General features: G+C 66.0%; 22 protein-coding genes and 1 tRNA gene. 11 read left to right on the forward strand and 12 right to left on the reverse strand.

Annotated elements, in window-relative coordinates; all coding sequences use genetic code 11:
* Positions 1-2: 2 nt before the first annotated feature.
* The 8 genes from HHL13_RS08870 to HHL13_RS08905 all read left to right on the forward strand — a co-directional run bounded on the left by HHL13_RS08870 (position 3) and on the right by HHL13_RS08905 (position 9,094).
* Positions 3-830 (forward strand): fumarylacetoacetate hydrolase family protein, encoded by an 828-nt coding sequence (locus tag HHL13_RS08870; protein WP_169555319.1) that lies wholly within the window; start codon positions 3-5, stop codon positions 828-830.
* Between the two features lie 58 nt (positions 831-888).
* On the forward strand, positions 889-1,605 hold the full coding sequence (locus HHL13_RS08875; protein WP_240953662.1) for an IclR family transcriptional regulator: 717 nt from the start codon (positions 889-891) through the stop codon (positions 1,603-1,605).
* 124 nt (positions 1,606-1,729) lie between these two features.
* Positions 1,730-3,907 (forward strand): TonB-dependent receptor, encoded by a 2,178-nt coding sequence (locus tag HHL13_RS08880; protein WP_169555321.1) that lies wholly within the window; start codon positions 1,730-1,732, stop codon positions 3,905-3,907.
* A gap of 25 nt (positions 3,908-3,932) precedes the next feature.
* Positions 3,933-4,658 carry a dienelactone hydrolase family protein gene (locus tag HHL13_RS08885; RefSeq protein ID WP_169555322.1) on the forward strand — a complete coding sequence of 242 codons (726 nt, stop codon included), beginning with the start codon at positions 3,933-3,935 and terminating at the stop codon, positions 4,656-4,658.
* A gap of 12 nt (positions 4,659-4,670) precedes the next feature.
* On the forward strand, positions 4,671-6,017 hold the full coding sequence (locus tag HHL13_RS08890; RefSeq protein WP_169555323.1) for a Rieske 2Fe-2S domain-containing protein: 1,347 nt from the start codon (positions 4,671-4,673) through the stop codon (positions 6,015-6,017).
* Positions 6,017-6,865 carry an oxidoreductase gene (locus HHL13_RS08895; RefSeq protein ID WP_169555324.1) on the forward strand — a complete coding sequence of 283 codons (849 nt, stop codon included), beginning with the start codon at positions 6,017-6,019 and terminating at the stop codon, positions 6,863-6,865. The genes HHL13_RS08890 and HHL13_RS08895 overlap by 1 nt, the downstream gene beginning before the upstream one ends.
* On the forward strand, positions 6,862-8,097 hold the full coding sequence (locus HHL13_RS08900; RefSeq protein ID WP_169555325.1) for an MFS transporter: 1,236 nt from the start codon (positions 6,862-6,864) through the stop codon (positions 8,095-8,097). The genes HHL13_RS08895 and HHL13_RS08900 overlap by 4 nt, the downstream gene beginning before the upstream one ends.
* 70 nt (positions 8,098-8,167) lie before the next feature.
* On the forward strand, positions 8,168-9,094 hold the full coding sequence (locus HHL13_RS08905; protein WP_169555326.1) for a LysR substrate-binding domain-containing protein: 927 nt from the start codon (positions 8,168-8,170) through the stop codon (positions 9,092-9,094).
* Positions 9,095-9,170: 76 nt separating this feature from the next.
* On the opposite strand, the gene HHL13_RS08910 is transcribed toward HHL13_RS08905, so the two are convergent.
* The gene (locus HHL13_RS08910) at positions 9,171-11,969 is read right to left on the reverse strand and encodes a TonB-dependent receptor (RefSeq protein WP_169555327.1); all 2,799 of its coding nucleotides are present in this window, start codon (positions 11,967-11,969) and stop codon (positions 9,171-9,173) included.
* A gap of 322 nt (positions 11,970-12,291) precedes the next feature.
* On the opposite strand from HHL13_RS08910, the gene HHL13_RS08915 reads away from it, so the two are divergent.
* Positions 12,292-13,611 carry an MFS transporter gene (locus HHL13_RS08915; RefSeq protein WP_169555328.1) on the forward strand — a complete coding sequence of 440 codons (1,320 nt, stop codon included), beginning with the start codon at positions 12,292-12,294 and terminating at the stop codon, positions 13,609-13,611.
* Positions 13,608-15,440, forward strand: coding sequence for a hypothetical protein (locus HHL13_RS08920; RefSeq protein ID WP_169555329.1), 1,833 nt, complete (start codon positions 13,608-13,610; stop codon positions 15,438-15,440). Before HHL13_RS08915 ends, HHL13_RS08920 begins: the two co-directional genes overlap by 4 nt.
* Positions 15,441-15,443: 3 nt before the next feature.
* Here the strand turns inward: HHL13_RS08920 and HHL13_RS08925 are convergent, their stop codons facing one another.
* From HHL13_RS08925 to HHL13_RS08950, 6 genes are all read right to left on the reverse strand, one after another.
* Positions 15,444-15,896, reverse strand: coding sequence for a GNAT family N-acetyltransferase (locus HHL13_RS08925; RefSeq protein ID WP_169555330.1), 453 nt, complete (start codon positions 15,894-15,896; stop codon positions 15,444-15,446).
* 32 nt (positions 15,897-15,928) lie between these two features.
* A complete protein-coding gene (locus HHL13_RS08930) occupies positions 15,929-17,500 on the reverse strand; it encodes a carboxylesterase/lipase family protein (protein ID WP_346775527.1) in 1,572 nt (523 codons plus the stop codon).
* Entirely contained in the window at positions 17,476-18,369 is an 894-nt protein-coding gene (locus tag HHL13_RS08935) for a LysR substrate-binding domain-containing protein (RefSeq protein ID WP_240953663.1), read from the reverse strand. Before HHL13_RS08935 ends, HHL13_RS08930 begins: the two co-directional genes overlap by 25 nt.
* A gap of 28 nt (positions 18,370-18,397) precedes the next feature.
* Positions 18,398-19,336 carry a 5-dehydro-4-deoxyglucarate dehydratase gene (kdgD, locus tag HHL13_RS08940; RefSeq protein WP_169555331.1) on the reverse strand — a complete coding sequence of 313 codons (939 nt, stop codon included), beginning with the start codon at positions 19,334-19,336 and terminating at the stop codon, positions 18,398-18,400.
* Between the two features lie 165 nt (positions 19,337-19,501).
* A tRNA-Gln gene (locus HHL13_RS08945) sits at positions 19,502-19,576 on the reverse strand.
* A 54-nt stretch (positions 19,577-19,630) separates the two neighbouring features.
* Positions 19,631-20,728 carry a branched-chain amino acid aminotransferase gene (locus HHL13_RS08950; RefSeq protein WP_169555332.1) on the reverse strand — a complete coding sequence of 366 codons (1,098 nt, stop codon included), beginning with the start codon at positions 20,726-20,728 and terminating at the stop codon, positions 19,631-19,633.
* A gap of 64 nt (positions 20,729-20,792) precedes the next feature.
* Between HHL13_RS08950 and HHL13_RS08955 the strand changes: the two genes are divergently transcribed.
* On the forward strand, positions 20,793-21,278 hold the full coding sequence (locus HHL13_RS08955; RefSeq protein WP_169555333.1) for a MarR family transcriptional regulator: 486 nt from the start codon (positions 20,793-20,795) through the stop codon (positions 21,276-21,278).
* Between the two features lie 203 nt (positions 21,279-21,481).
* On the opposite strand, the gene HHL13_RS08960 is transcribed toward HHL13_RS08955, so the two are convergent.
* From HHL13_RS08960 to HHL13_RS08980, 5 genes are all read right to left on the reverse strand, one after another.
* The gene (locus HHL13_RS08960) at positions 21,482-22,096 is read right to left on the reverse strand and encodes a hemerythrin domain-containing protein (protein WP_169555334.1); all 615 of its coding nucleotides are present in this window, start codon (positions 22,094-22,096) and stop codon (positions 21,482-21,484) included.
* 61 nt (positions 22,097-22,157) lie between these two features.
* A complete protein-coding gene (proC, locus tag HHL13_RS08965; RefSeq protein WP_346775528.1) occupies positions 22,158-22,940 on the reverse strand; it encodes a pyrroline-5-carboxylate reductase in 783 nt (260 codons plus the stop codon).
* A gap of 13 nt (positions 22,941-22,953) precedes the next feature.
* On the reverse strand, positions 22,954-23,454 hold the full coding sequence (locus HHL13_RS08970; RefSeq protein WP_169555335.1) for a YbjN domain-containing protein: 501 nt from the start codon (positions 23,452-23,454) through the stop codon (positions 22,954-22,956).
* A gap of 109 nt (positions 23,455-23,563) precedes the next feature.
* Positions 23,564-23,869 carry an accessory factor UbiK family protein gene (locus tag HHL13_RS08975; RefSeq protein WP_169555336.1) on the reverse strand — a complete coding sequence of 102 codons (306 nt, stop codon included), beginning with the start codon at positions 23,867-23,869 and terminating at the stop codon, positions 23,564-23,566.
* On the reverse strand, positions 23,859-24,473 hold the full coding sequence (locus HHL13_RS08980) for a TspO/MBR family protein (RefSeq protein ID WP_169555337.1): 615 nt from the start codon (positions 24,471-24,473) through the stop codon (positions 23,859-23,861). Before HHL13_RS08980 ends, HHL13_RS08975 begins: the two co-directional genes overlap by 11 nt.
* Between the last annotated feature and the right edge of the window lie 11 nt (positions 24,474-24,484).

The following is a 24,484-nucleotide window of genomic DNA, read 5'->3' on the forward strand; positions in this document are numbered from 1 at the left end:
TCATGAGGTTCATCAGCTTCACCCATCAGGGCCGCGCGTCATGGGGCCGCGTCGAGGGCGATATCGTCCATGATCATGGCGCGATCGACGGCGCGCCTGCCGATCTGAAGGCCGCGATCGCCGCCGGTGCGCTGGCCGTGGCGGATGCGCCCAGACTGGCGCGCGCGGACGTCAGGCTGCTGCCGGTGATCCCGAACCCGTCCAAAATCCTCTGCGTGGGCCACAATTACGAGACTCACCGGCAGGAAACCGGCCGCGCAAAGGTCGAAAACCCGTCGATTTTCACGCGGTTCGCCGACACGCTGACCGGCGCGGACGATCCGATCCTCCGCCCCGCCGTCTCGACCAGCCTCGACTATGAGGCCGAACTCGCGGTGGTGATCGGCAAGGGCGGAAGGGCGATTCCCGAAGCCGAAGCCATGTCCCACATCGCCGGCTACGCCTGCTTCAACGACGCCTCGGTGCGAGACTGGCAGTGGCACACCTCCCAATTCACCCCCGGCAAAAACTTCCCGGGCACGGCGCCGTTCGGCCCCGAACTGGTCACCCCCGACGAGATCGCCGATCTTTCCACCGTGTCCGTTCGCTCGCGCCTGAACGGCACGGTGATGCAGGAAGCCACCGTCGCCGACATGATCTTCCCGATCGCGCAGATCATTGCGTACATCTCGGCCTTCACGCCCCTCTCGCCCGGCGACGTGATCGCCACGGGAACCCCCGGCGGCGTCGGCGCCAAGCGCGAACCGCCGGTATGGATGAAGCGGGGCGACACGATCGAAGTCGAGATCGGCGGTATCGGCACGCTTACCAGCGTCATCGCGGATGCTTGACCGGCGGCCCTCCGGCGCGGCAGTTCCGGAGGGCGCTGGCCCGGCCAGCCAGACGCTTATGCGCGGTCTCGATCTGATCGAGACCATCGCACAGGGGTCGATCGGCTATGTCGAGCTTGCCCGGAAGCTCGGCCTCAACAAGGCCACCACACACCGGCTGGCCAGCGCGCTGGTCGAACGCGGCTATCTGTCGGTCACGCCGCGCATCGGCTACCGGCTTGGTCCCAAGCTGCTCGAACTCGGCTTCGTCGCCCAGTCGCAGGTCGATCTGATCCAGATCGCCCGTCCGCATCTGGAGGCCCTGTCCGACGCGACCGAGGACACGGTGCGTCTCGGCGTGCTCGACCAGCAGCGGGTGGTCTATATCGAAGTCGTCCCCGGCCGCCGCCGCATCACCATCGCGAGCCGCCCGGGCGATTCCCAGCCGCTGACATCGACCAGCGTGGGCAAGGCGCTGATGCTCGATGAGGACGAAGGCGAATGGCGCGCGCGGCTGGCCGACGATCTGGCGGCGGGCAGGCCGGTGGTCGATCCGGCTCAGTGGCTCGATCAGATGCGCGGTTTTGCCCGTACCGGCTACGCCTTCGGCATGGGCGAGAATGAGGATAATATCCGCGGCGTCGCCGCCCCGGTCCGAGACGCATCCGGCCGGATCGCCGCCGCGGTAAGCGTGACCAGCCCCGCCCAGTATATGGACGATGCACGCATGATCGACGTGTCGCGCGACGTGTGCGCCACGGCCGCCGCCATCGGCCGCGAACTGGGGTTTTCCTGACCTCCGCCTTTTCGCGCCGCAGCAAAACTAAACCAACGCTTCAGTCCCGCTCGATTGAATTCCTATCAATTGAATAGGAATATTCTCGAACTCCTCGGTGGGGGGAGGTCTCGAGGACAAGATTTTGAGCGCACCCGTTTCCGTTCGTACCCGTCGCCAGCGCATCTCCGGCGCGGCTCTCGCGCTGCCGCTGGCAATCGCCTCGTTCGCATGGGCGTCGCCTGCATTGGCCGCCGATCCCGATCCCGCCCCGGCCGCCGACGAGCAGGAAGTCGAGATCGTCGTTACGGCCGAACGTCGCGAAACCAGCCTGCTCAAGACCCCGCTGGCGGTTTCGGCAGTGACTTCGGACACGCTGCAGTCCGACCGGATCGAGACGCTGGCGGATTTGGCCGGGCATGTGCCGGGGCTGAACCTGCCCAATTCGTACGCCAATATGCAGTCGGTCTTCATCCGCGGCATCGGAACCACCGATCCGGGCGTTCCGGCAGCGGTCGGCATCTATGTCGACGATGTCTATATCCCGCGCACCTTCGGCAATGCGTTGTTCGACCTGCCGGATATCGAGCGGATCGAAGTGCTGCGCGGGCCGCAGGGCACGCTGTACGGCCAGAACACCAGCGGCGGCGCGATCAAGATCGTCTCGCGCGATCCGGGCGGCAAGCTGACGGGCTCGATCTTCGCCGAATATGGCAATTTCAACAGTTTCCGCACCCAGGCCTATCTGGCCGCGCCGATCGTCGACGGATTGCTCTCGGGCAGCATCGCGGTCACCCATCGCCAGCGCGACGGATACACGTTCAACGCCAATACCGGCCGCTGGGTGGATTCGCTCAACACCGATCAGGTCCGTGCCAAGCTGAAGCTGACCCCTGCGCCGGGCTTCACCGCAGTGCTTTCGGCGGACGCGACCTTCGACGATTCCGACAATGCGCTGGGCATCCCGCTCAACTACGGCACGCCCGACCCCCGCCGCACCTATGCCAATACCGACACAAGGCTGAACCGCGACGGGCGCGGCCTCACGCTGCACCTGACCGGCGAGTTGAGCCCTGCAATCACGCTCAAGTCGATCACCGGCTATCGCACGGTGAAGGACGACCCCTCGCCCTGGGACTGGGACGGCACGCCCGAGGACCGGTTCGGCTGGTCGCAGACGCTGGAGAGCCGCCAGTTCAGCCAGGAATTCCAGCTGCTCGGCGATCACGGCCCGCTCACCTACACGCTGGGCGCGGTCTATCAGAACGAGAAGTTCGACTTCGATCGCTTCGCGTGGCGCTCATCCGCCTATTCGGAGATCGAGAGCCATCTCAAGGTGGAGAGCTGGGGCGTCTATGGCCAGTTCAACTACAACATCACCGACGCGCTGCGCGTCACCGCGGGCCTGCGTTACGGCAAGGAGAAGCAGAGCTTCACCAATCTGTCGTACCGCAACAATGCCAGCGGCGCGCGGACCAGCCTGATCTATTCGGTAAGCGGCCTGACCGACACGCAGGACGGGCTGACACCCAAGCTGGCGGTCGATTACACGTTCTCGCCGAACCTGATGGCCTATGCGAGCTTCACGCGCGGATCGAAGTCGGGCGGGTTCAATCGCGCCGCGGGCACCGCCCAAATCGCTTCGATCGCGGTGTCGCCGGAATCGGTCACCGCCTATGAGTTCGGACTGAAAGGCCGCACCGCCAATCGCGTGCTGCAGGGTAGCGTCTCGGCCTTCTACAACGACTTCAAGGATTATCAGGCGGGGATCACCAACCCGACGATCGGCGGCGTGCTGATCAACGGACAGGTGGTGGTGAACGCAGGCGCCGCACACACTTATGGCATCGAAGCCGAAGTGACATTCGCGCCGGTCGACGCGGTGCGCTGGTCGGCCTCGGGGGCCTGGCTGGAAACGCGGTTCGACTCCTTCGCCAATCCTACCGGCGCCGCCGCGTCGGACTTCACCGGCAACCGGCTCCCGCTGGCACCGCGCTTCACCCTGGGATCGCGGCTCGAAGTCACCGTGCCGCTCGGCATTCCCGGCGACGTCACCGCGACCGCCAATGTCGATTACAAGAGCGCCAATTTTCTCGACTCCGCCAACACCGCAGCGACGCAGCTGAAGGCGCAGGCCTATGTCGATCTGGGCCTCAGCTATCGCACCGCCGACAAGCATTGGACCTTCCAGCTGCTCGCCCGGAACCTGTTCGACAAGACCGAAATCGTGGGTCCGCACTTCCTGACCCCATCCATCGGCGTCGACGTCGTCGGCTACAGCCAGCCGCGCAGCGTCACTGTCTCCGCCCGCTTCGCTTTCTGATCCCCCCAGCCAGGAGTTTCCGGCAATGACCACGCGTACCCTCACCATCAAGTCCGACGGCGACAAGACGCTGACCGGCTATCTCTCGCTGCCGCCGTCCGGCCGCGGACCGGGCCTGCTGCTGCTGCAGGAAATCTACGGCACCAATGTCGATATTCGCGGGCTGGCGGACCTCTATGCGTCACGCGGCTATGTCGTGCTCGCGCCCGACGTGTTCTTCTGGCGCCGCGCGACCGACACCGTGTTCGCTTATGCCGATCGCGCGATCGCGGTGCAGGCGCTGGCCGAGATCGGCGGCGGCGATCAGGTGGCGGACGACATTCCCGCGACCTGGGCGGCGCTAAAGGAGCTTCCCGAAGTCGAAGGGCCGGTCGGCATTCTCGGCTTCGGCTTCGGCGCGATCCTGGGTTTTGCCGGCACGGTCGGCGGGGTGCTCGATCCCGATTTCGGCGTGGCCTATTTCCCCGCACGTCTCGCGCTCGACCGTGCGTCCGGCGTGTCGCAGCCCTGGGTCTTCCACTTCCCCGAAAACGACGCGGTGGCCGAGGAGCGGCTGTTCGCGAAGACGGTCAATGCGCTGAAGGACCGCGAAGACGCCGAGATCCATTTCTATCCCGAGATCGGCCACGGCTTCGCGATTGCCGGCCGTCCGGAATTCGACGCGCGCGAAGCCGAGCGTGCCCATGCCCGCAGCTTCGCCTTCCTCGATCGCGTCGCGCCGGCGGCCGCGCGCGAAGCATTGGCGGCCTGAGCGGAGGGGCATGTGACGTACCAGCAGGCGATCGAACCGGAATATCCCAAGCCTCTGACCCATCAGGAGAATGAGGACCTTGCCCGGGTGGGGCCGGGCACGGTGATGGGCGAATATCTCCGCCGCTTCTGGCACCCTGTGGTGCGCGCGGCGAAGCTGGAGCCCAACGGCGCACCGGTTCGCATTCGCCTGCTGGGCGAGTTGTTCGTCACCTATCGCACCAAGAGCAACAGGATCGGTTTCCTGCGCGAGCGATGCCCGCATCGCGGCGCGAGCCTGGCCCTCGCCCACAATTCGGGCGAGGGGCTGCGCTGCCTGTTCCACGGCTGGAAGATCGGCGTCGGCGGCAAGGTGGAGCAGGTCCCGACCGAGCCGCCCGCCTGCGCCGCGAAGTTCGCCGAGGGCGTGAAGGTGCGCCACTATCCGGTGCGCGAAGCGGGCGGACTGATCTGGGCGTTCGTCGGCGAAGGGATCGAGCCGCCGGAATTCCCCGACTATGAGTTCAACTCGCTGCCCGAGGATCAGATCGATATCCGCGTCGGCCTGTTCCACTGCAACTGGGTGCAGGGGATGGAAGCGGTGCTCGACAGCGCGCATCTGGGCCAGTTGCACCGCAGCTCGTTCAAGGAGACCTTCTTCACCGGCGGCAAGGAGGTGCGCGAGGCGCAGGTGCAGCGGCTGATCGAGGCCCCTGCCCCGTCGTTCGAGTTCGACGTAACGCCGTTCGGTTTTCGCGAAGCCGCGATCCGCGATCTTTCGGACGGGCGGAAGCAGGGCAATCTGCGGATGTTCGCCGCACCCTATTATTCCTTCCTGCCGGGATCGTCGCGGCAGAGCGACGATCGCACCATCTGCATTTCCGTGCCGTTCGACGACGAATGGGCCGCGCAATATTTCCTGACCTACAACACGCATCAGCCGATCGATCAGCAGGCCTCGAAGGAGCGCTGGCGGTACACCGATCCCGACCCGGACAATTTCGCCGCGGGCCTGGGCGACGTCAGCAATCTGTGGGGGCAGAACCGCGATGCGATGCAGGCGGGTCATGCGACGGGCTTTATCGGCCGCCACAGCTTCCACGAGGATTTCATCATCCAGGAATCGATGGGCCCGATTACCGATCGCACCCAGGACAATCTGGGCAGCAGCGACACGATCATCGACCTGACTCGCCGCACCTTGCTGAAGGCCGCCTATGCGCTGCGCGACGGCAGCACCGAAATCTGGGGCCAGAAATCGGCGGGGGATTTCGACTATGCCGGCATCCGTGGCAATGCGCGGGTGATCCCGGCGAATACCGACTGGCGCGACATCGATCCGTTCGAGGATGTCGAACCCGTCTTTCTGGCGACTTCGTAATGGCGGGCGAACAGGTCTGGTTCGTCACCGGCGCGTCGCGCGGCTTCGGGCGCGAGATCGTCGGGCAGGCGCTGGAACGGGGCCATCGCGTGGTGGCGACGGCACGCGATCCGGCCACGCTGGCCGATCTCGCGGATGAGCGGCTGCTGGCCCTTCCCCTAGACGTGACCGATGCCGGCCAGATCGGCGAAGCGGTGACGCAGGCCGAAGCGCATTTCGGAGCGATCGACGTCCTCGTGAACAATGCCGGATACGGCTATCTCGCCGCGGTCGAGGAAGGCGAAGATGATGAAATCCGCGCGCTGTTCGACGCCAATGTCTTCGGACTCGCTGCGCTGATCCGGGCAGTACTGCCCGGACAGCGGGCGCGGGGCCGCGGGACGATCGTCAACATCTCGTCGGCCGGCGGTTTCGCGGGCTTTCCCGGCTCGGGCTATTATGCCGCGAGCAAGTTCGCAGTCGAAGGCCTGTCGGAATCGCTGGCCAAGGAACTCGCGCCGCTCGGCCTGCGCGTGCTGCTGGTCGAGCCCGGCCCCTTCCGCACCGACTGGGCGGGCAGTTCGCTGCGCCAGTCGCCGATCCATATCGACGCGTACGCTCCGACCGCAGGCGTCCGCCGCCGCACCGTTCATGCGACAAGCGGCACGCAGGCCGGCTGCCCGGCGCGCGCCGCCGCGACGATCATCGATGCGGTGGAGGACGCCAATCCACCCTTCCGCCTGCCGCTGGGCGAAAGCGCAGCCGTCACGATCCTGCGCGAACTGGAAAGCGTCGCGGCCGACATCGCCCCGTGGCTGGCACGCGCGCGCGCCGCCGATGTTCCCTTGCTCGAAGAGGTGCCTGCATGACCCTGTTGCCCAGCCGCCGCTGGGGGATCGTCATCGTCCTCCACCTGATCTGCGCGTTCTGCGGGACGATCAGCGCCTCCAAGGGCGTGTTCTTCCCCTCGCTGCTCGAGGAGTTCGACCTGAGCCACGCGGCGGGCGCGACGCTGCTCAGCGCCAATGTCGCGGTTGCCGGTGTGGTATCGTTGATTGGCGGCTGGCTGATGCTCCGCCGGGTGCGGGCGGAGAGCTTCATCGCGGTACTGGGCGCGATCATCGGCTTCGGCTTCCTCGTCGCCGGAACGGCGCAAAGCTATCCGCAATTGCTGGTCGCCTATATGCTGATGTCGGGTGGGGGGATCAGCCTGGTGGTGACGCCCTTCGTCCTCTCCAACTGGTTCGAGAGGCAGCGTGGCCTCGCCATCGGTATCGCGTTGTCCGGCACCACGACCAGCGGGGTGCTGTTCAATCCCTTGCTGGGCTTCGCGGTCGAGCATTGGGGCTGGCGCAGCGGCTATCTCGCGCTGGGCGCGGCGATGCTGCTGATCGTGCCGCTGGCGACCGTGCTGGTCGTCCGCACGCGGCCGCCCGAAGCGCTCGCCACCGGCGGGCAGACACCGGCGCAGGCAGAGGGCGTGACGCTGCGCGAAGCCCTCGCCACCCGCGCCTATTGGACCGTGCTGCTCGGCTATGTCCTCTTCTGGGCATCGACCAACGCCTATTTCCTCCACTTCATCCCGGCGGTGCTCGGGATGGGTTATGGGCTGAAGGAAGCGACGCTGATCATGAGCGTGCTGTTCCTGCTGGCTGCGGCGACCAAGCTGCTGTTCGGCTGGCTCTCCGATCGCGCCGATGTCCGCATCGCGCTGGTCGCCAGCCTTGTCCTCGCCTCGGCCGCGCTGGCCCTGCTGTTCGTCTATCTCTCCGGCGGCAACACGATCGCGCTCCAGCTGTTCGTGCCGCTTTACGGCCTCACCTATTCGGCGCCTCTGGTGCTGTTCCCGGTGTTCGTGGCGAAGCTGTTCGGCCGGCGGCAGTTCACCATCATCGACGCGACGATCATGGTGGCAGGATCGGCGATCGGGTCGCTCGGCAGCGTCTATGCCGGCTGGGTCTATGACGTGACCGGGACCTATCAGATCGCGTTCCTGACGCTGGGAGTCGCGATGGCGGCGGTCGGCGGGCTGATCTGGACGCTGCCGGCACAGGCCGTCGCACGCGAACGGCCACAACCGCTCACGCCATCCATCGCGTAAATCGCACGGGTTTCGGCCCGCGAACCAAAACTATCTTCCGTTTCGGATTTAATTCCTATCAATTGCGAGGATGAATGAGGCTCTGCCCTCCCTCACGGCCCTGAAGGTCTTCGCCAGTTGCGCGCGCAACCGCAGCTTCACGCGCGCGGCCGACGAACTGGGGATCACGCCGGGCGCCGTCACCCAGCATATTCGCGCGCTCGAGCTCTGGGCGGGAACGCCGCTGTTCCGGCGCACCGGCCGGTCGGTGCTGCTCACCACCAAGGCCGAAGCTGCGCTACCGCTGCTGACGGAGGGCTTCGGACAGATCAGCCAAGGCGCTGGCCTGTTAAGGTTCGAGGACGAGCAGGCGCATGTCGTCAACGTCGTGGCGCCGCCGACCTTCGCGGCGAAATGGCTGCTGACCCGGCTCGACGGCTTTCGCCGCGATTATCCCGAGTTCGACGTATGGGTCTCGGTCGATGCGCAGGGGCCGCGCGGCGGGAAGGCCCAGTCGGACGTCTATATCCGCTACGGTCTCGACGCGGGTGACGAGAGCATCGCCGAGCCGCTGGTCCATGACGAAGTGGTGCCGGTCGCCTCGCCCGAGTTCGTCGAACGTTATGGCCTTGGCAACGGCCCGACCGGATTGATCGCGGCCCCCCTGCTCCATTATGTCAGCGACAAGATCGACCCGTCCTTCCCCGACTGGCCGGCATGGTTCCAGGCGCACGGCATCGCTTCGCCGCTGGAAAGCACGCGCGGATCGCGCTTCGACCACCCCGGGCTGCTGATCGATCAAGCGGTTTCGGGCCGCGGCGCGGCGCTGGCCAAGCGCATCCTCGCCACGCCCGACATCATCTCCGGCCGGCTGGTCCAGCTGTTCGGCGATCGCACCCCGGTGCGTTCGGCCTATTGGATCTCGCGCCCGCGCGGCCGCACGCTGCGTCCGCCGGTGCAGGCGTTCATCGACTGGATCCGCACCGACGTCCGCACCGCCTGCCCCGAACTACATTGAAGGCGACGTAATAAAAAGTGCCCGCCACCCCGGGCATGGGGTGGCGGGCATCGGCGGGGCTTTGGCCAGGGGAGGCTCAGAACGCGAAGCGCGCACCCGCAAGGAACTGGCGACCGCTATGGGTCAGCACGTTGAGGCGATTGGTCTCGTCCACGAACTGATCGTTCCGCGCATCGGTCAGGTTGATCATCTCGAGGCTCAGCTTGAAATTGTCGGTGACATTGTACGAGATCTGCGCGTCGACATTGGTGGTGCCGTTGGTGCCGTTCCACGCATTGCCCTCGGTGCCGGGCACCGCGGTCAGATAGCTGGAGCGGTAGGCCACCGAACCGCGGATCGAGAACTTCTTGGTCTCGTAATACAGCGTGCCGTTGGCGGCGTGCTTGGACAGACCGACAAGCGGCGCGGTCACCGTCGAGCTGCCGTTCGCGGTCAGCAGGTAGCTGATGTTCGAGTCGACATAGGTATAGTTCGCCAGCACGCCGAAGTTGGCGAGGAAGCCCGGCAGGAAGCTGAAGGGCTGCTGCACATTGACTTCGAACCCGCGCAGCAGGCCGCCGCTCGAATTGACCGGCTGGCTGACGATGAAGGTATCGGTGGGCAGCGCGGTGGTGCCGTTGAGCAGCGACGCCGGCAGACCGAGGCTGCTGAAGGGCGCCGAGACACTCAGCGTCTGGACGAAGGTGCCGATATCCTTCTGGAACAGCGAAACCGCGTAGATGGCGCCGCGCGTCGGATACCATTCGACCGAGAAATCGAGATTGTCCGAGGTGGTCGGGTTCAGGTTCGGGTTGCCCGAGCTGAAGGTGCGGTTGCCACCCGAAACGTTCAGGTTGCCGCCCGGCGTGATCGACGCGATGCCCGCACGGGCGATCGTCTTGGCCGCGCCGAAGCGCAGCATCAGCGTGTCGGTGACGTCGACGACGAGGTTCAGCGAGGGCAGCCAGCGATCATAGCTGCGGTCCGCCGAAACGAGATTCACCGTCGCACCCTGGCTGGCATAGCCGGTCGAGAACTGATCGGTCTTGACGTAGCGCACACCGATATTGCCGCGGACGGGGATGCCCGCGTCCTTCAGGTTGAATTCGGCCATGCCCCATGCGCCGAGATCCTGCTCGCGCACGGTGATGAACGATCCGCGCGCGGTGGCATTCTCGATACCGCCGGTTGCGTAGAGTGGGTTGGAATAGATGCCGTAGAGATCGGCGAACTTGTTCAGATCGGGCACGACCCAGCTGGTCGGGGTGCCGGTCGGGATGGTCAGGCCCTTGCCGAAGCCGGAGAACACATTGGTGCCGGCGGCGATCTGCGCCGGGGTCAGCGTCTGAACGACGGTTTCACCTTGCAGGCGGCGCGCCTCGGTCGAGCTGTAGTCGAACTGGCGCCAGTCGACACCGGCCTTGAGCGTCAGCGCCGGGCTGACGGTCCATTCGGCGAAGCCCTTGTAGCTGGTGAAGCTGTTGTCGACGGTCTGCGGACGGATGCGGACTTCCGACGTGCCGTTGTTGAACGCGAAGGTCGCCGGGTTGGCGATGTCCACGCCCGGACGGATCGTCGGGAAACGGGTCGAGAAATCGTAGAAGAAGCCGTTGGTATTGGCGGCGTCCAGCGTCACCGTGGTCTGGACCGGGTTGCTGAACGAGGAATTGGCATAGCCCGCCGAGAGGCCGATCCTGAACGACTGGCCGAACTTCTGGTCGAGGTTCGCGGTGACCTGATAGAAATCGGTCTCGAGCTCGTCGTAGCGGGCCTGGACGCGCAGATCGACGGCGTCGAACGTGCCGCTGATGATGTTGTTGTTCGAATCCACCGTGCCGCTGCGGATGATCGTCTGCGGCTTGCCGGTGCCCGAGCGGCTGAAGCTGATCGCCTGGAACTGCGCTTCCTGACGCGTGCCGTCGAGGCGCGAATAGAGGCCGTCAATCGAGATCAACGTCTGTTCGGTCGGGCGGAACTGGACCGATCCGGCCGCGCCGATGCGCTGCTGCTTGATGTCATAGCTGACAAGGCCCGGAATGCGCGGGTGGAACAGCGCGATATTGGGATCGGCGTTGTTGATCTGCGCGATCGTATAGCCGTTCAGGGTCGAGGCCGCGTTGAACCCGCCGTTGAACCCGCCATAGGTCCAGCGCGTGATGTTCGCGCCTTCTTCCTTCAACTGGCGCTCTTCATAGGCGAACGACAGCAGCACGCCGAAGCGGCCATCCTCGGTGCTGGTGGTGACCAGGCCCGAAATGCGCGGCGTCACGCTCTGCTTGAGGTCGTTGTAGCTGCCGCCGACCGAGAGGACGGCCGTTGGCTTCTTATAGTCGAACGGACGCGAAGTCTGCAGATCGACCGTGCCGCCCAGCGAGCCTTCCTCGATGTCGGCGGTCGCGGTCTTGCGCACGGCGAGACTGTTGAACAGGTCCGAAGAGAAGATGTTGAAATCGAAACCGCGGCCACGGTTCACGCCGCCCGAATTGTCGGTGCCGCCGGTGGTGCCGATCGCTTCCATGCCGTTGATGCGGACGCGGGTATATTCGGCGCCGAGACCGCGAACCGAGATGTTGCGGCCTTCGCCGTTGACGCGGCTGATCGCGACGCCCGGGATACGCTGGAGCGACTCGGCCAGGTTCAGATCGGGGAATTCGGCGATGTCCTCGGCCTTGATCACGTCGACCGCCGCGGTTTCGTTGCGCTTGATGCCAAGCGCGCTGTTCAGGCTGGCGCGGAAGCCGGTGACGACGATCGTCTCACCTTCCTGAGCAGGTTCTTCCTGGGTGACGGCTTCATCCGGCGCAGCGGCGTCCTGAGCGAAAGCGGGTGCAGCCGCGAACGCGACCAGCGCGCTCGAAACGGTCAGCAGGGTCTTGAACTTGTGAATGCGGGACATTGCCTCAGACTCCCCTATTCGCGGCCACGCCGCGTTATGGACCGGCTTCGTTGCGAGCCGGGTTGACGATTGTTCGATAGCGCGGGGGCATCGCGACAAGCCAACCTCAATACGACATCGATCATTGCGTCGCCTGCACTGATCCGCCGACAGCCTTTCACGCGCGCTCCGCACGCGCGCGAGCGTTATCAAGCCAAGCTGTGGCTGGATCATCGCGGAATCCGACTTGGACCGGATGACCCTCGATCGATAGGATCGGATGCAAGGATCGCATCGAAACGGCCCCGTCCAAGGACGCCCGCAGATCCGCAGGAGAGCGATGATGACCGACGCGCACGCCAGACCGACTCATGTGCGCTACGGCGTCATCGCGCTGATCTTCCTGATCACCACGATCAACTATGCCGATCGCGCCACCTTCTCGATCGCGGGCAGCTCGGCTTCCGCCGAACTCGGCCTTTCGACGGTTCAGACCGGTTTCATTCTTTCTGCCTTCGCCTGGGCCTATGTGCTGGCGCAGGTGCCCGGCGGCGCGCTGCTCGACCGGTTCGGCACCAAGCGCATCTATGCCGGCGCAATCGCGCTCTGGTCGCTGTTCACGGCGATGCAGGGCTTTGTCGGGCTGGTCCCGGTTTTCTCGGCGGTCGCGATGCTGTTCGCGCTGCGCTTCATGGTCGGGCTGGCCGAAGCCCCGTCTTTCCCCGGCAACGCCCGGCTGGTCGCGGCATGGTTTCCCGGCGCCGAGCGCGGCACCGCTTCGGCGATCTTCAACTCCGCCCAGTATTTCTCGCTGGTGGCCTTCGCTCCGCTGATGGGCTGGTTGGTCCACAGTTTTGGCTGGCGCAGTGTCTTCTGGGTGATGGGCGCGCTCGGCCTGCTCGCGACGCTCGTCTTCCTGCGCTTCATCCACTCGCCCGCGAGGCACCCCGGCATCAACGCTGCAGAGCTCGCGCATATCGAGGCCGGCGGCGGACTGGTGAACATGGAGGATGGCGGGAGCGCGGCGAAGACCCCGACCTTCACTTGGAACAATATCCGCCAGCTGCTGGCGAACCGGATGCTGATCGGCATCTATCTGGGTCAATATTGCATCAACGTGCTGACCTATTTCTTCGTCACCTGGTTCCCGATCTATCTGGTCAAGGAGCGCGGGCTGAACATCCTCGAAGCCGGCATCGCCGCCGCCGCACCCGCAATGTGCGGATTCATCGGCGGGCTGGCGGGCGGCTATGCTTCGGACTTCATCCTGAAGAAGACCGGCTCGCTCGACTGGGCGCGCAAGGGGCCGCTAGTCGTCGGCATGGTGCTGGCGACGATGATCATCGCCTGCGTCTGGGTCGAGGCCGAATGGCTGGTGGTCGTGCTGATGTCGGTCGCATTCTTCGGCAAGGGCGTCGCGTCGCTGGGCTGGGCCGTGATGGCCGATGTCGCGCCGAAGCAGCTCGCGGGGCTTTCGGGCGGCGTGTTCAACATGTTCGGCAACATCGCCGGCATCGTCACGCCGATCGCGGTGGGTTACATCGTTGCTGGAACCGGATCGTTCGATCTCGCGCTCGTGTTCGTCGGTGTGCACTGCGTGATCACGATCTTTGCGTATCTTGTGATTGCCGGGCCAATCCGGCGCGTGGAGCTGAAGGCGTGAGACTCGACCGGCGGCAACTGCTTCAGGGCGCGACGGCCCTCGCCCTTCTCCCCGCCGCCGCGCGCGCTGCGCCTGGCACGCTCATCGTCCGCACGCCGATGGCCGCGCCGCGCTGGGCCGTGCTCCAGCGCCATTTGCTCAAGGCCAATGCCGATGCGTGCGAGGCCTATTACGCCAAATATGTCGACTCGCGGGACTGGCTGAAGGTCTTCGCGCGCTGGGGCGCCAATGACGGGCCGGACGATGCGGCGGAGGCGACCAACGACTGGATGCTCCTCCACGCGCTGGGCGCGCCGGACCGCATCCTCGACCTCACCCGGCGCTTCTGGGAAGGGCATCTCAAGCAATATGCCGCGGCGCATACGGTGGACGTGCCGATCGCGCGGCGCGGCATGTATCACCGTGAATTCCCGGTCCAGATGGACTGGCAGCACAACAGCGAGGGGCTGACGACCTTCAACCGCATGGGCCTGTCGATCCCGCGCGACCGAAAGCTGATTGATCGCACCCGCCGCTACGCCGATTTCTACACCGGGCGCGATCCCTCCGCGCCGAACTATGATCCCCGGCACCGCATCATGCGCAGCATGATGAACGGCAGCCGTGGCCCGATGCTGCGCAACGCGACCCCGCTAGATTGGGCGGGCGATCCGTTCGAGGCAGGCGAGCGCTTCCATATGGAGCATGGCGAGTCGACCTATCAGGAGACGCTCGATCACTATGCCGATTATGGCGACGTGGTGTGCGACAGCCCGCTGAACCTTCAGGCGACCACGCTGGGGCTCAATGCATATGCACTGGGCGCGGGCGAGCGGTTCCGCCGCTGGTCGCTCGACTATCTCGATGCGTGGATCGACCGCGCGAAGGCCAACAATGATATCCTGCCGAGCAAGGTCGGCGCGGACGGCAGGGCCGATGCCCGGTGGTGGGACGGCGTCTATGGCTGGGGCTTCTCCCCCATCGTGCCGCACACCGGCAAGCGCGAGGATCGCAACCGCGTGCCGCGTTCGATCACCGCCTTCATGAACGGCACGCTGCTGACCGGCGATCCGGCCTATATCGATGTGTGGAAGCGCCAGACCGCCGCGATCAACGCCCAGTCCAAGACCATCGACGGCAAGCTCCACGCCCCGACCATGTACGGCCCGGAGGGCTGGTACAGCTTCAAGCCCGGCCCGTACCGGACCAACGGGTTCGAAATCTGGTATGTGACGCAGGACCCGGCCGATCGCACCGCGGCGGGATCGCATCCCTGGGTCTCGTTCCTCGAGGGCGGCAATGCCGATTATCCGGTGACCGCGCTGGAAGCGGATCTCAAGCGGGTGGCCGAGCGCGTCAAGCGGCGCGAGGACGATCCGACCACGCCTGACACGCGGCTGGCCGACTGGCCGCTCGACATCAATCCCGCAAGCGTCACCAGCCTGATCCAGCTGATGACCGGCGGGCTGCACATCGCCCGCCCCTCATGGTCGCCGACTTCGGCGCCGCAGGGCGGCGTGCCGCTGCATTGCCGGCTGCGCTATTTCGATGCCGAGAAGCGCCGCGCCGGCGTGCCCGAGGATGTCGGGGCGCTGGTCCACGCGCTGGGCGACCGTTCGACCGAAGTGACGCTGGTGAACATGGGCACCCTGCCCCGCACCGTCACCATTCAGGGCGGTGCCTATGCCGAGCACCGGATCCAAAGCGTGACGCTGAACGGCGCGCCGATGGATGTCGGCGCGGCGGCCTTTACCCTGCGGCTGGAACCCGGCTGCGGCGCGCGGCTGTCGCTGGCGATGAAGCGTTACGCCAACCGGCCCACGCTGGCATTTCCGTGGGATCGCAGCTGAGCCTCAGTCCAGAGACAGCACCATGTCCCACCGGTCGATACCCGGCGCATAGCCGTCGGGCGTGACCGCCTCCGGCACGAAGCCGAAGCCGGCATAGAAGCCCTGCGTATGCTGGCTGGTGTTGAGCACGACGCGGGTGGCACCCGGAACCACGCGCGCCGCGGCCAGCCTCGCTTCGGTCAGGAAACGGCCCAGCCCCTGCCCGTGCAGCGCATTGTCGATCATGCCCCAGCACAAGGCGACGCTGACACCATCGGGTTCGACCGCATGGCCGCCGCAGCCGACGATCCGCTCGTCATGCTCCACGACGAGATAGGGCCAGCGCATGCCCGCATGATCCAGATACTGCGCAAATCCGGGACGTTCCGCGACGTCGAAGAAGCGCGGTACATTGCTGTCGAACAGCGCAAGGCACGCGGCGCGATCGGCGGGCAGATAGGGGCGATGGCTCAACATTGCCGCGCTCTAGCATCGCGGCGGACGCGGCTCTACCCGCCGGGCTTGATGTACGGCGCGACCGCGAACAGCAGGCGTTCCTCGCGGCGGGGGTCGTCTTCGACGCGGAGCTGTCGGTCGAAGATCATCGTCGCGCGGCGCTTCAGGTCATAGTGCGGCCACGCGGGTACGCCGGCGCAATTGGGATTGCCGGTGCGAGCGAGCGAAATGAACGCATCCGCCATGCGCCCCGCGAGCAGCCTGGCGTCGGGACCGTCGCCAGTGCGCGATCCCTTCGCCGCGACATTGTCGAACACCAGAGGAATATCGAGCGTGTGGAACGCGCCGAGCACACCACCCGCCTCGGGCGAAGGATAATCGAGCTGATACATCCAGGTCGGCGCGCCGATCTTCGCGCGCTCCTCGGCCTGGATCAGATGGCCGGGCCATGAGCGGCCGGCGGTGGACGCGGCGAGCAGGATCTGTCCGGGCGACTTGTGCGGATAGATCTCGCGGTAGCGCCGGATCACATGATCGGGCGCGATGTCCTTGGTCATCTGGCTCAGCAGGCGCTGGGGCAGATTGTCCCACGTCGTGTCGCCCGCCTTGAGCCAGTCCGCGATCCAGCCACCGGTCTCGTCATGCGTATTGCCGACGATCAGCGGGATATGCGCGGCCTCGCGCGGAGCATCGGGGACGAAGGGGTGGCGCGGGAGAACGCCGTGATCGAGCGTGGAGACAAAGCTGATCTCGCCCTTGTCCTCCAGCGGATCGGTCATCGCCATCGCTTCGACCAGCCGGTCGACCGGCATCGCCATCAGCGCCGCGACGTCCGCCGCACCGGCTTTCGCCATCCATGCGCGGGCGCGTTCGGTGGCGTGGTTGGGCCCGGCGGCGGTGACGTGCTGCCCGCTCATCGTGGCGACCGAATGGAACAGCGGCCGCGCCTCGGGCATCGCCATCAGCGTGATCGCCTTGGCCCCGCCGCCCGACTGGCCGAAAAGCATGACGCGGCCCGGATCACCGCCGAAGCCCGCGATATTGTCGCGCACCCATTGCAGCGCGAGGACGATGTCGAGATTGCCGGCATTGCCCGACTCCGCCGGTCCGCCGAGCTGCGCGAGATAGGCATAGCCCATTCCGGCCAGCCGGTGATTGAGCGTCACCACCACCACGTCGCCGCGCCGGACGAGGTTGCCGCCGTCATAGAGCGGGTCCGAACCCGATCCATGCGCATGCGCGCCGCCGTGGAGATAGACCATCACCGGACGCTTCCCGGCGTCCAGCCCCGGCGTCCAGATGTTGAGGAACAGGCAATCCTCGCTGGTCGGCTCGTCGGCTCGCGTCTGCGGCGCCGCGGCTCCGTACGCGAACGCATCGGCGATGCCGGTCCAGGGTTTTGGCGGCACCGCCCGCTGGAACCGCCGCGTGGCGGTATCCGCGCCATAGCGCACCCCGCGAAAGACGAGCACGCCGCCCTCCGCCCTGCCCCGCACCCGGCCGTATCGCGTGGCGGCAACCGGGTCCTTCCGCCCGCTCGCCATCGCAGGCGCCGCGACCGGCAGCGCCGCCAGCCCGGCGACGACGGCGCGGCGGCCGATCACGAAACCGCAGTCTGTGCGCACAGCTGACGCATCGGCTCCAGCGCCGGATTATGGTTGTCGCGCCGCCACACCATGTGCAGTTCGACCGGCTTTTCCGGCTCGGTCTTCAGCGCGCGGAACTGGACATCCATCATGTGCAGCCCTGCCGCCGATTGCGGGACGATCGCCGCCGCAAGGCCCGCCTGCACCAGCCCCAGCATCGAATGGATCTGGGTCACATGCTGCACATAATTGGGCGAGACGCCGGCTTCGTCGAAGAGGCGCACCAGCATGTCGTGGAAATAGCCCGCGCCCTGCCGCGCATACATGATCAGCGGCTGGCCATCGAACGAGTCGAGATCGAGTTCGGCTTCGCTCTGGCGCGGATCGCCGGCGGGCAGCGCGACCAGCAGTGGCTCGTGCAGCACGCAGATCGAGTCGAATTCCTGCCGGTCGAGCGGGGGGCGGACGAAGCCGATGTCGATCAGGCCGGTCAGCAGCGCGTCGACCTGCTCGCTGGTCACCATCTCGCGCAGTTCGAGATCGATATTGGGCAGGCTGGCGCGCGCCTGCGCCACGATCTGCGGCACGAGGCTGTAGCCGGAAACGGCGGTGAAACCGATCGCGACCTTGCCCGCATCGCCCTTCGCCACGCGCCGGGCGGAAAGCTGGGCGCTCTCCGCCAGCCGGACGATGCGGCGCGCTTCGATCAGGAAGACGCGGCCAGCCGGGGTCAGGCTGACCTGCCGGCTGGTGCGTTCGAGCAAGGTGACGTCGAGGATACGCTCGAGGAGCTGGATCTGCCGGCTGAGCGGCGACTGGGTCATGTTCAGCCGCTGGGCGGCGCGGCCGAAATGAAGCTCCTCGGCGGCGGCGACGAAGCAGCGAAGCTGGCTGAGTTCGAACATCATGCCAGCTTACTCCGCTCCGCTCATCCCGTCACGCAGCGTCGGCCAGAGCCTTGGGGCTGACCCGCTCGATCAGCGTGCGCAGCTGCGCGTCCTCGGCGGGCGACAGATCGGTCAGCGGCGTGCGCACCGGACCGGCATCGCGGCCGATCATGCGCATCCCTGCCTTTACGATCGACACGGCATAGCCGCGGCCCTGATTGCGCAGGGTGATGTAGGGCAGCACGAAATCGCGGAGCTGCTTCATCACTTCCGCCTGGTCGCCGGCGCGGACCGACTTGTAGAAGGCCAGCGCCCATTCGGGCATGAAGTTGAAGATCGCCGAGGAATAGGTGGTGACGCCCATCGTCAGATACGGCGTGGCGAAGGTCTCGGCGGTGGGGAGACCGCCGATATAGGTCAGGCGATCGCCCATCCGCGCATAGATGCGGGTCATCAGCTCGATATCGCCGACGCCGTCCTTGAAGCCGACAAGGTTGGGGTTGCGTTCGCACAGACCGGCGAGGGTCTCGTCGTTGAGAATCGCATTGTCGCGATTATAGACGATCACGCCCAGACCGGTCGCCTTGCACACGGCCTCGACATGGGCGGCGAGGCCTTCCTGCTTCGATCCCATGAGATAGGGCGGCAGGAGCAGGATCCCGTCGGCGCCGGCCTTTTCGGCGTCGCGGGCGATGCCGGTAGCGATCGCGGTGCCGTAACCGCAGCCCGAGATCACCGGCAGGCGGCCATTGGCTTCGGCCACCGCCGCCGCGACGACGCGGGCGACTTCGTCCGGAGTCAGCGAGAAGAATTCACCGGTGCCGCCGGCGGCGAACAGGCCGGCCAGCTCATGTTCGAGCATCCAGCCGCAATGCGCGCGATAGGCGTCCTCGACGAATGCGCCATCCGCATCGAAATGCGTGACCGGGAAGGACAGGAGGCCACCACCCAGCTGGGCAGCCATCTGATCGGGGCTCATGCTCGTCATCATCCTCATCCTTCGGGTCTGTGCGGCCTGCCTCATGTCGCGAGGGGCCGTTGTTCCCATGATGAATAGGTGCCGCCCGCCCCCCGGTCCAAACCAAAGGCGCGTTCGATCGATGCGAGTTGTAGCTTGATCCGCCGGTCGAGCGATTCACCCGGCCGGAAGGATTGGCTGGGGCGGCAGGATTCGAACCTGCGAATGGCGGCATCAAAAGCCGCTGCCTTACCACTTGGCGACGCCCCAACGGGAACGCGGCTTATAGAGCCGCGCGCCGTGGATGGAAGAGGCTAAGACCGGTTAAAACAGGCGCTTCAGCCAGCCATGCGGATCGGGCGCCTCGCCGCGCTGGATCGCGACCAGATCGGCGCGCAGCTTCTCGGTCAGAATGCCCGGGCCGCCATTGCCGATGGTGAAATCGGTCTCGCGCCCGCGCACGCGGCCGATCGGCGTGACCACCGCCGCGGTGCCGCAGGCGAACGCTTCGCGCAGCTTGCCGCTGCGGGCGTCGGCTTCCCACTGATCGATGCTGTAGCGTTCCTCGCGCACCGTGATCCCGGCGTCGCGCGCCAGCGTGAGCAGCGATTCGCGAGTGATGCCGGGCAGGATCGTGCCGCCCAGCGGCGGGGTCTGGATCGAGCCGTCCTCGAACACGAAGAAGGTGTTCATGCCGCCCAGTTCCTCGACCCATTTGTTCTCGACAGCGTCGAGGAAGACCACCTGGTCGCATTCGTTGCGGATCGCCTCGGCCTGCGCGATCAGGCTGCTGGCATAGTTGCCGCCGCACTTGGCCGCACCCGTGCCGCCCGGCGCCGCGCGGGTATAGTGCTCGGAAATCCACAGCGTGACCGAGGGCGCGCCGCCCTTGAAATAGGCGCCGGCGGGCGATGCGATCACCATGTAGAGATATTCGGACGCGGGCTTCACGCCCAGGAAGGTCTCGCTGGCGAACATGAAGGGGCGCAGATAGAGCGAGCCGCCCTCGCTGTTCGGGATCCAGTCCCTGTCGATGCGGACCAGTTCGCGGACCGAACTCAGGAACAGTTCCTCGGGCAACGGCACCATCGCCATGCGCTCGGCCGAGTCGCGGAAGCGCTTGGCATTCGCTTCGGGACGGAACAGCGCGGCGCCGCCATCGGGCATGCGATAGGCCTTCATCCCCTCGAAAATTTCCTGCGCGTAGTGGAGCACGGCGCAGGCGGGATCGATCTGGATCGGGCCGCGCGGTTGGACACGGGCATCGTGCCACCCCTTTTCGACCGAATATTTGATCACGACCATGTGATCGGTGAAGACCTTGCCGAAGCCGGGATTCTGGAGGAGCGCCTCACGATCGGCCACGGCGACCGGGCTGGCATGCGCCTCGAACTCGAAATCCAGGATCGTCGCGTCTTCCATTGGCTGTGTCCGGTCGTTCGTCTTGGGTTGCGGAGGACTAGGCCCGGTGGCAAGAATGGTCAACATGGCTGCCCCAATTCCTGCCTCTCCTTTGTTCCTGCGCGAGCCGGAGATTCGGCGCGGCGTGGAGCTGCTCTATTTCGGCTATTCGCATCTGACCCGATCGATTGACGCGGGGCTGGCCGAACAGGGCCTGGGCCGGGCGCATCACCGGGCGCTCTATTTCATCGCGCGCAAGCCGGACCTTACGGTGAGCGAGTTGCTCGCGCTGCTGGCGATCACCAAACAATCGCTGGGCCGCGTGCTGAGCGAACTGGCCGAGCGCGAGCTGGTCGAAACGCGGACCGGGGAGAAGGATCGCCGCCAGCGCCTGCTGCGCCTGACGCCCAAGGGTGCCGCGCTCGAAGCCGATCTGTTCGAAGCGCTGCGCGAGAAACTTTCCGCGGCCTATTCGCGCGCGGATCGCGAAGCTGTGGGCGGCTTCTGGGCAGTGCTGGAAGGTCTGGTTCCCGAGGCCGAGCGCGACCGGGTGGCGCAATTGGGACGATAAATCCCTGCGTGGCGATGCGGCGTGGTTGACACGGTTGACGCCTATATTGCGAAAAACCCTTCCCCACGAAAATCGAGGCGAAACCGGGTTTTGACCCTTTTCAAAGAGCGGCCGAAGCCCTCCGAGCCAAGCAAGCCAAATCCAACATTGCAAGGGCTGGAACGACGCGCGAAGCACCGTCCCTCACCCCGGCAACGGTACCGCTAAGCGACCTTGAAGCCTTCCTTGTTCATCGCCACCGCCAGCGCCTTGTTCTTTTCCTCGCTCAGCGTGGCGCGGAGCATCGGGAACAGGTTGTTCTCCTCCTCCGCGACGTGATCCTCCAGATCGGCGCGGAAGCGGCTCACGATCTGCATCCATTCGGGCGTGGTGCTCGGCGTGTTGGCGAGCTCGTAGAGATATTGCTTCACATAGCCATGCTCCTTCACGAGCAGGTCGGCCGCGTCCTTGTTCCCCGCGTCGCGCAGCGCGGGGTAGATGACATTCTCTTCCTCGATCGCGTGCTTGGTCAGCGCATGCTTGAGCTGCGCGAGCAGCAGCGAGCGGCGCAGGGTCGCGCTTTCGTCGGTCGCTTCGATCGCGTCGAAGATCTTCGCTACCGCGCGATGCTCGCCGATCAGCGCTTCGACCCAGTCATGCGCCAGCGCGCTCGGCGCCTGCACGATCGCCTTGCGCCCGAACAGCGCCAGCAGGCCCACCGCGACGCCGCCCGCCGCAGCGCCGGCCAGCATGCCGAGGCTCTTGCCATTGCCGTTCTTCACGGCCTTGCTGCCGGTGAACCGGCCCTTGTTGTCGCGTGTCGCTTCGGTGGTCGTCATGTTCGCCTCCGTGGATTGGGTATCGGAGGACAAAACCCGCCGCGGCGGCTGACGTTCCGCCCTACTTCCGCGCGGCGGTCGCCAGTTCGGCGCTGCGATGCGCGGCTGCGGCCAGCGTATCGTGGATCAGCCGCTTCAGCGCATTGTCGTGATCGAGCACGTTGAGGCCCGCGCGTGTGGTGCCGCCCGGGCTGGCGACGCGATCGGCCAGCGTCGCCGGGCTCGCGTCCGATTTCTCGGCCAGCGCCGCCGATCCCTCGACCGTAGCGATCGCAAAGCGCTGGGCCTGATCCGCGGGCAGGCCCAGCGCGGTACCAGCATCGGCCAGCGCTTCGATGATGCGATAGACGAACCCCGGCCCGCTGCCCGAAAGCGCGGTGACCACGTCGAACAGGCCTTCGGTCTCGATCCATTCGACCAGCCCCAGCGGGGCCATCAGCGCGTGCGCCACACCGCGCGCGTCTGCATCGCTGCTTTCGGTGTGGAGCGCGACCACGCCCTTCGCGATATCGACCGGCAGGTTGGGCATCGCGCGAACGACGGTCCCCACGTCGAACCGTCCGGCCAGCGTGGCTTCCTCGACCCCGGCAAGGATCGAGATGAGCAGCTTCGCCTTCAGCTTCGGCAGGCTGTCGAGCTGCTGCGGCTTGATTGCCAGCACCAGCACGTCGGGCACCCCCTGGGGAATGTCGGCAACCAGCCGGACGCCGCGCGGTACCTTCGGCGTATAGGGATCGATGACGGTGACGGACGAAGCCTCCACGCCGCTTTCGATCCAGCGGCGGAGCATCGCCCCGCCCATATTCCCGCATCCGACCAGCCAGATGCTGGCGGGCGTGCTCACGCCTCTGAACCCATCAAGCTTCGCCCTGCGTCTCGATCAGCGCGGAAGCCAGCGCGTCGGCGGGCGTCTTCCCGCCCCAAAGCACGAACTGGAATACCGGATAGAAGCGCTCGCACTCGTCGATCGCGCTTTCGATCAGCAGTTCGGCCTGGCCGAGGCTGAGCGTCGGTTCCTCGCCATCGACCATCGCGGCGTGGCGGAACAACAGGATGCCGCTGGCCGACCACAGTTCGAAATGGCCGATCCACAGCTGTTCGTTGACCAGCCCGATAGTCTCGTACAGCGACAGGCGGCGTTCGTCGGGCACCTTGATGTCGGGAAAGGCGAGGAACTGCAGGACCCCGTCCTCCTCGCGCCAGATCGCGCGGAGTTCGTACTCGGTCCAGCTGCCCTTTACCTTGGCGACGATCTCGTCGTCCTCGCGCTCGTGCGACCAGCCATGCGCGGCATAATAGTTTTCGAGCATATCGATCGGCGCGGCGTCGTCGCGATCGAACTCGGCTTCGTCGAGCATCACAACCTCCACCCCAGAAACGCTGGAGCAGAACTAACGGTCCATTCATGAACCGCACAAGCGCGGCGTGGGGAAGCCTGTCGAAAAGCTGTGGAAAAGCCGCGCAAGCTTATCCCTGCGGCTTTTTCGGCGCCTTCGGCTTCGGCGCGGGCTTGGCGGCAGCCGGCGCGGCGCCAAGCTGGGCTTCGAGCGCAGCGATACGCAGCTTGAGCGCGTCGGCTTCGTCGCGCGCGGCAACGGCCATCGCCTTCACCACTTCGAATTCGTCGCGGCTGACGAAATCGAGGCCGCCGATCCATTCCTTGGCGCGTTCGCGGGCGGATTCGCCGCCTTCGCGCGCCATGCCCGCAAAGGTGCCGGCAGCGCCGTTCACGAACTTGACGAAATCGTCGAACAGGCGGTTGTCAGTTTGCATTGCTATCGACCTCGAACACTTCGCCGCTCGCGCCATTGTCGGCCGGGGCGTCGAGTATCACTTGGTCACTCGACCGCGACGGCACAAGGCCCCCGGCGTTCGGATTCAGCCGGTCGATCTGGTTGAGCAGGAAGCCCGCGTAGCAAACCCAGACGAGATAGGGCAGCAGCAGCACCGCCGCGCCGACCCGGATCCGGCCGAACAGGATGATCGTCAGCGCCACCAGCACGCCCAGCACGCACAGCAGGATGAAGGCGGTCTTCACCTGGTGCATGCCGAAGAATACCGGCGACCAGGCGAGGTTCACGCCCATCTGGACGGCGAACAGGACCAGCGCGGGCCCGCGCAGCGTCGATCCGCGCGCATTGATGATCATCGCCAGCGCGAGACCGGCCAGCACATAGATGGCGGTCCAGGCGATCGGGAACGCGATCTCCGGCGGCATGTTCTCCGGCTTGATCAGCGCGACATACCACGGATTCTGCGCGCCCGAGGGAACGAGGCGGGCCGAAGTGAAGCCGAGCAGCAGGATAAACGGCACGGTGACGACCGCCCATCGCAGATAGGCGAGGCGCAACTGCCCCTTCGATGCAATCTCCCGCAACCTCGCGACCT

The sequence above is a fragment of the Sphingomonas sp. G-3-2-10 genome (genome assembly GCF_012927115.1).
Classification (GTDB): domain Bacteria; phylum Pseudomonadota; class Alphaproteobacteria; order Sphingomonadales; family Sphingomonadaceae; genus Sphingomonas.

Bases quoted from the DNA above. Each gene is read 5' to 3' on its own strand.
- HHL13_RS08870 (WP_169555319.1), top strand. From the start codon at position 3: ATGAGGTTCATCAGCTTCACCCATCAGGGCCGCGCGTCATGGGGCCGC.
- HHL13_RS08875 (WP_240953662.1), top strand. From the start codon at position 889: ATGCGCGGTCTCGATCTGATCGAGACCATCGCACAGGGGTCGATCGGC.
- HHL13_RS08885 (WP_169555322.1), top strand. From the start codon at position 3,933: ATGACCACGCGTACCCTCACCATCAAGTCCGACGGCGACAAGACGCTG.
- HHL13_RS08895 (WP_169555324.1), top strand. From the start codon at position 6,017: ATGGCGGGCGAACAGGTCTGGTTCGTCACCGGCGCGTCGCGCGGCTTC.
- HHL13_RS08900 (WP_169555325.1), top strand. From the start codon at position 6,862: ATGACCCTGTTGCCCAGCCGCCGCTGGGGGATCGTCATCGTCCTCCAC.
- HHL13_RS08905 (WP_169555326.1), top strand. From the start codon at position 8,168: ATGAATGAGGCTCTGCCCTCCCTCACGGCCCTGAAGGTCTTCGCCAGT.
- HHL13_RS08910 (WP_169555327.1), bottom strand. From the start codon at position 11,969: ATGTCCCGCATTCACAAGTTCAAGACCCTGCTGACCGTTTCGAGCGCG.
- HHL13_RS08915 (WP_169555328.1), top strand. From the start codon at position 12,292: ATGACCGACGCGCACGCCAGACCGACTCATGTGCGCTACGGCGTCATC.
- HHL13_RS08925 (WP_169555330.1), bottom strand. From the start codon at position 15,896: ATGTTGAGCCATCGCCCCTATCTGCCCGCCGATCGCGCCGCGTGCCTT.
- HHL13_RS08935 (WP_240953663.1), bottom strand. From the start codon at position 18,369: ATGATGTTCGAACTCAGCCAGCTTCGCTGCTTCGTCGCCGCCGCCGAG.
- kdgD (WP_169555331.1), bottom strand. From the start codon at position 19,336: ATGACGAGCATGAGCCCCGATCAGATGGCTGCCCAGCTGGGTGGTGGC.
- HHL13_RS08950 (WP_169555332.1), bottom strand. From the start codon at position 20,728: ATGGAAGACGCGACGATCCTGGATTTCGAGTTCGAGGCGCATGCCAGC.
- HHL13_RS08955 (WP_169555333.1), top strand. From the start codon at position 20,793: ATGGCTGCCCCAATTCCTGCCTCTCCTTTGTTCCTGCGCGAGCCGGAG.
- HHL13_RS08960 (WP_169555334.1), bottom strand. From the start codon at position 22,096: ATGACGACCACCGAAGCGACACGCGACAACAAGGGCCGGTTCACCGGC.
- HHL13_RS08970 (WP_169555335.1), bottom strand. From the start codon at position 23,454: ATGCTCGACGAAGCCGAGTTCGATCGCGACGACGCCGCGCCGATCGAT.
- HHL13_RS08975 (WP_169555336.1), bottom strand. From the start codon at position 23,869: ATGCAAACTGACAACCGCCTGTTCGACGATTTCGTCAAGTTCGTGAAC.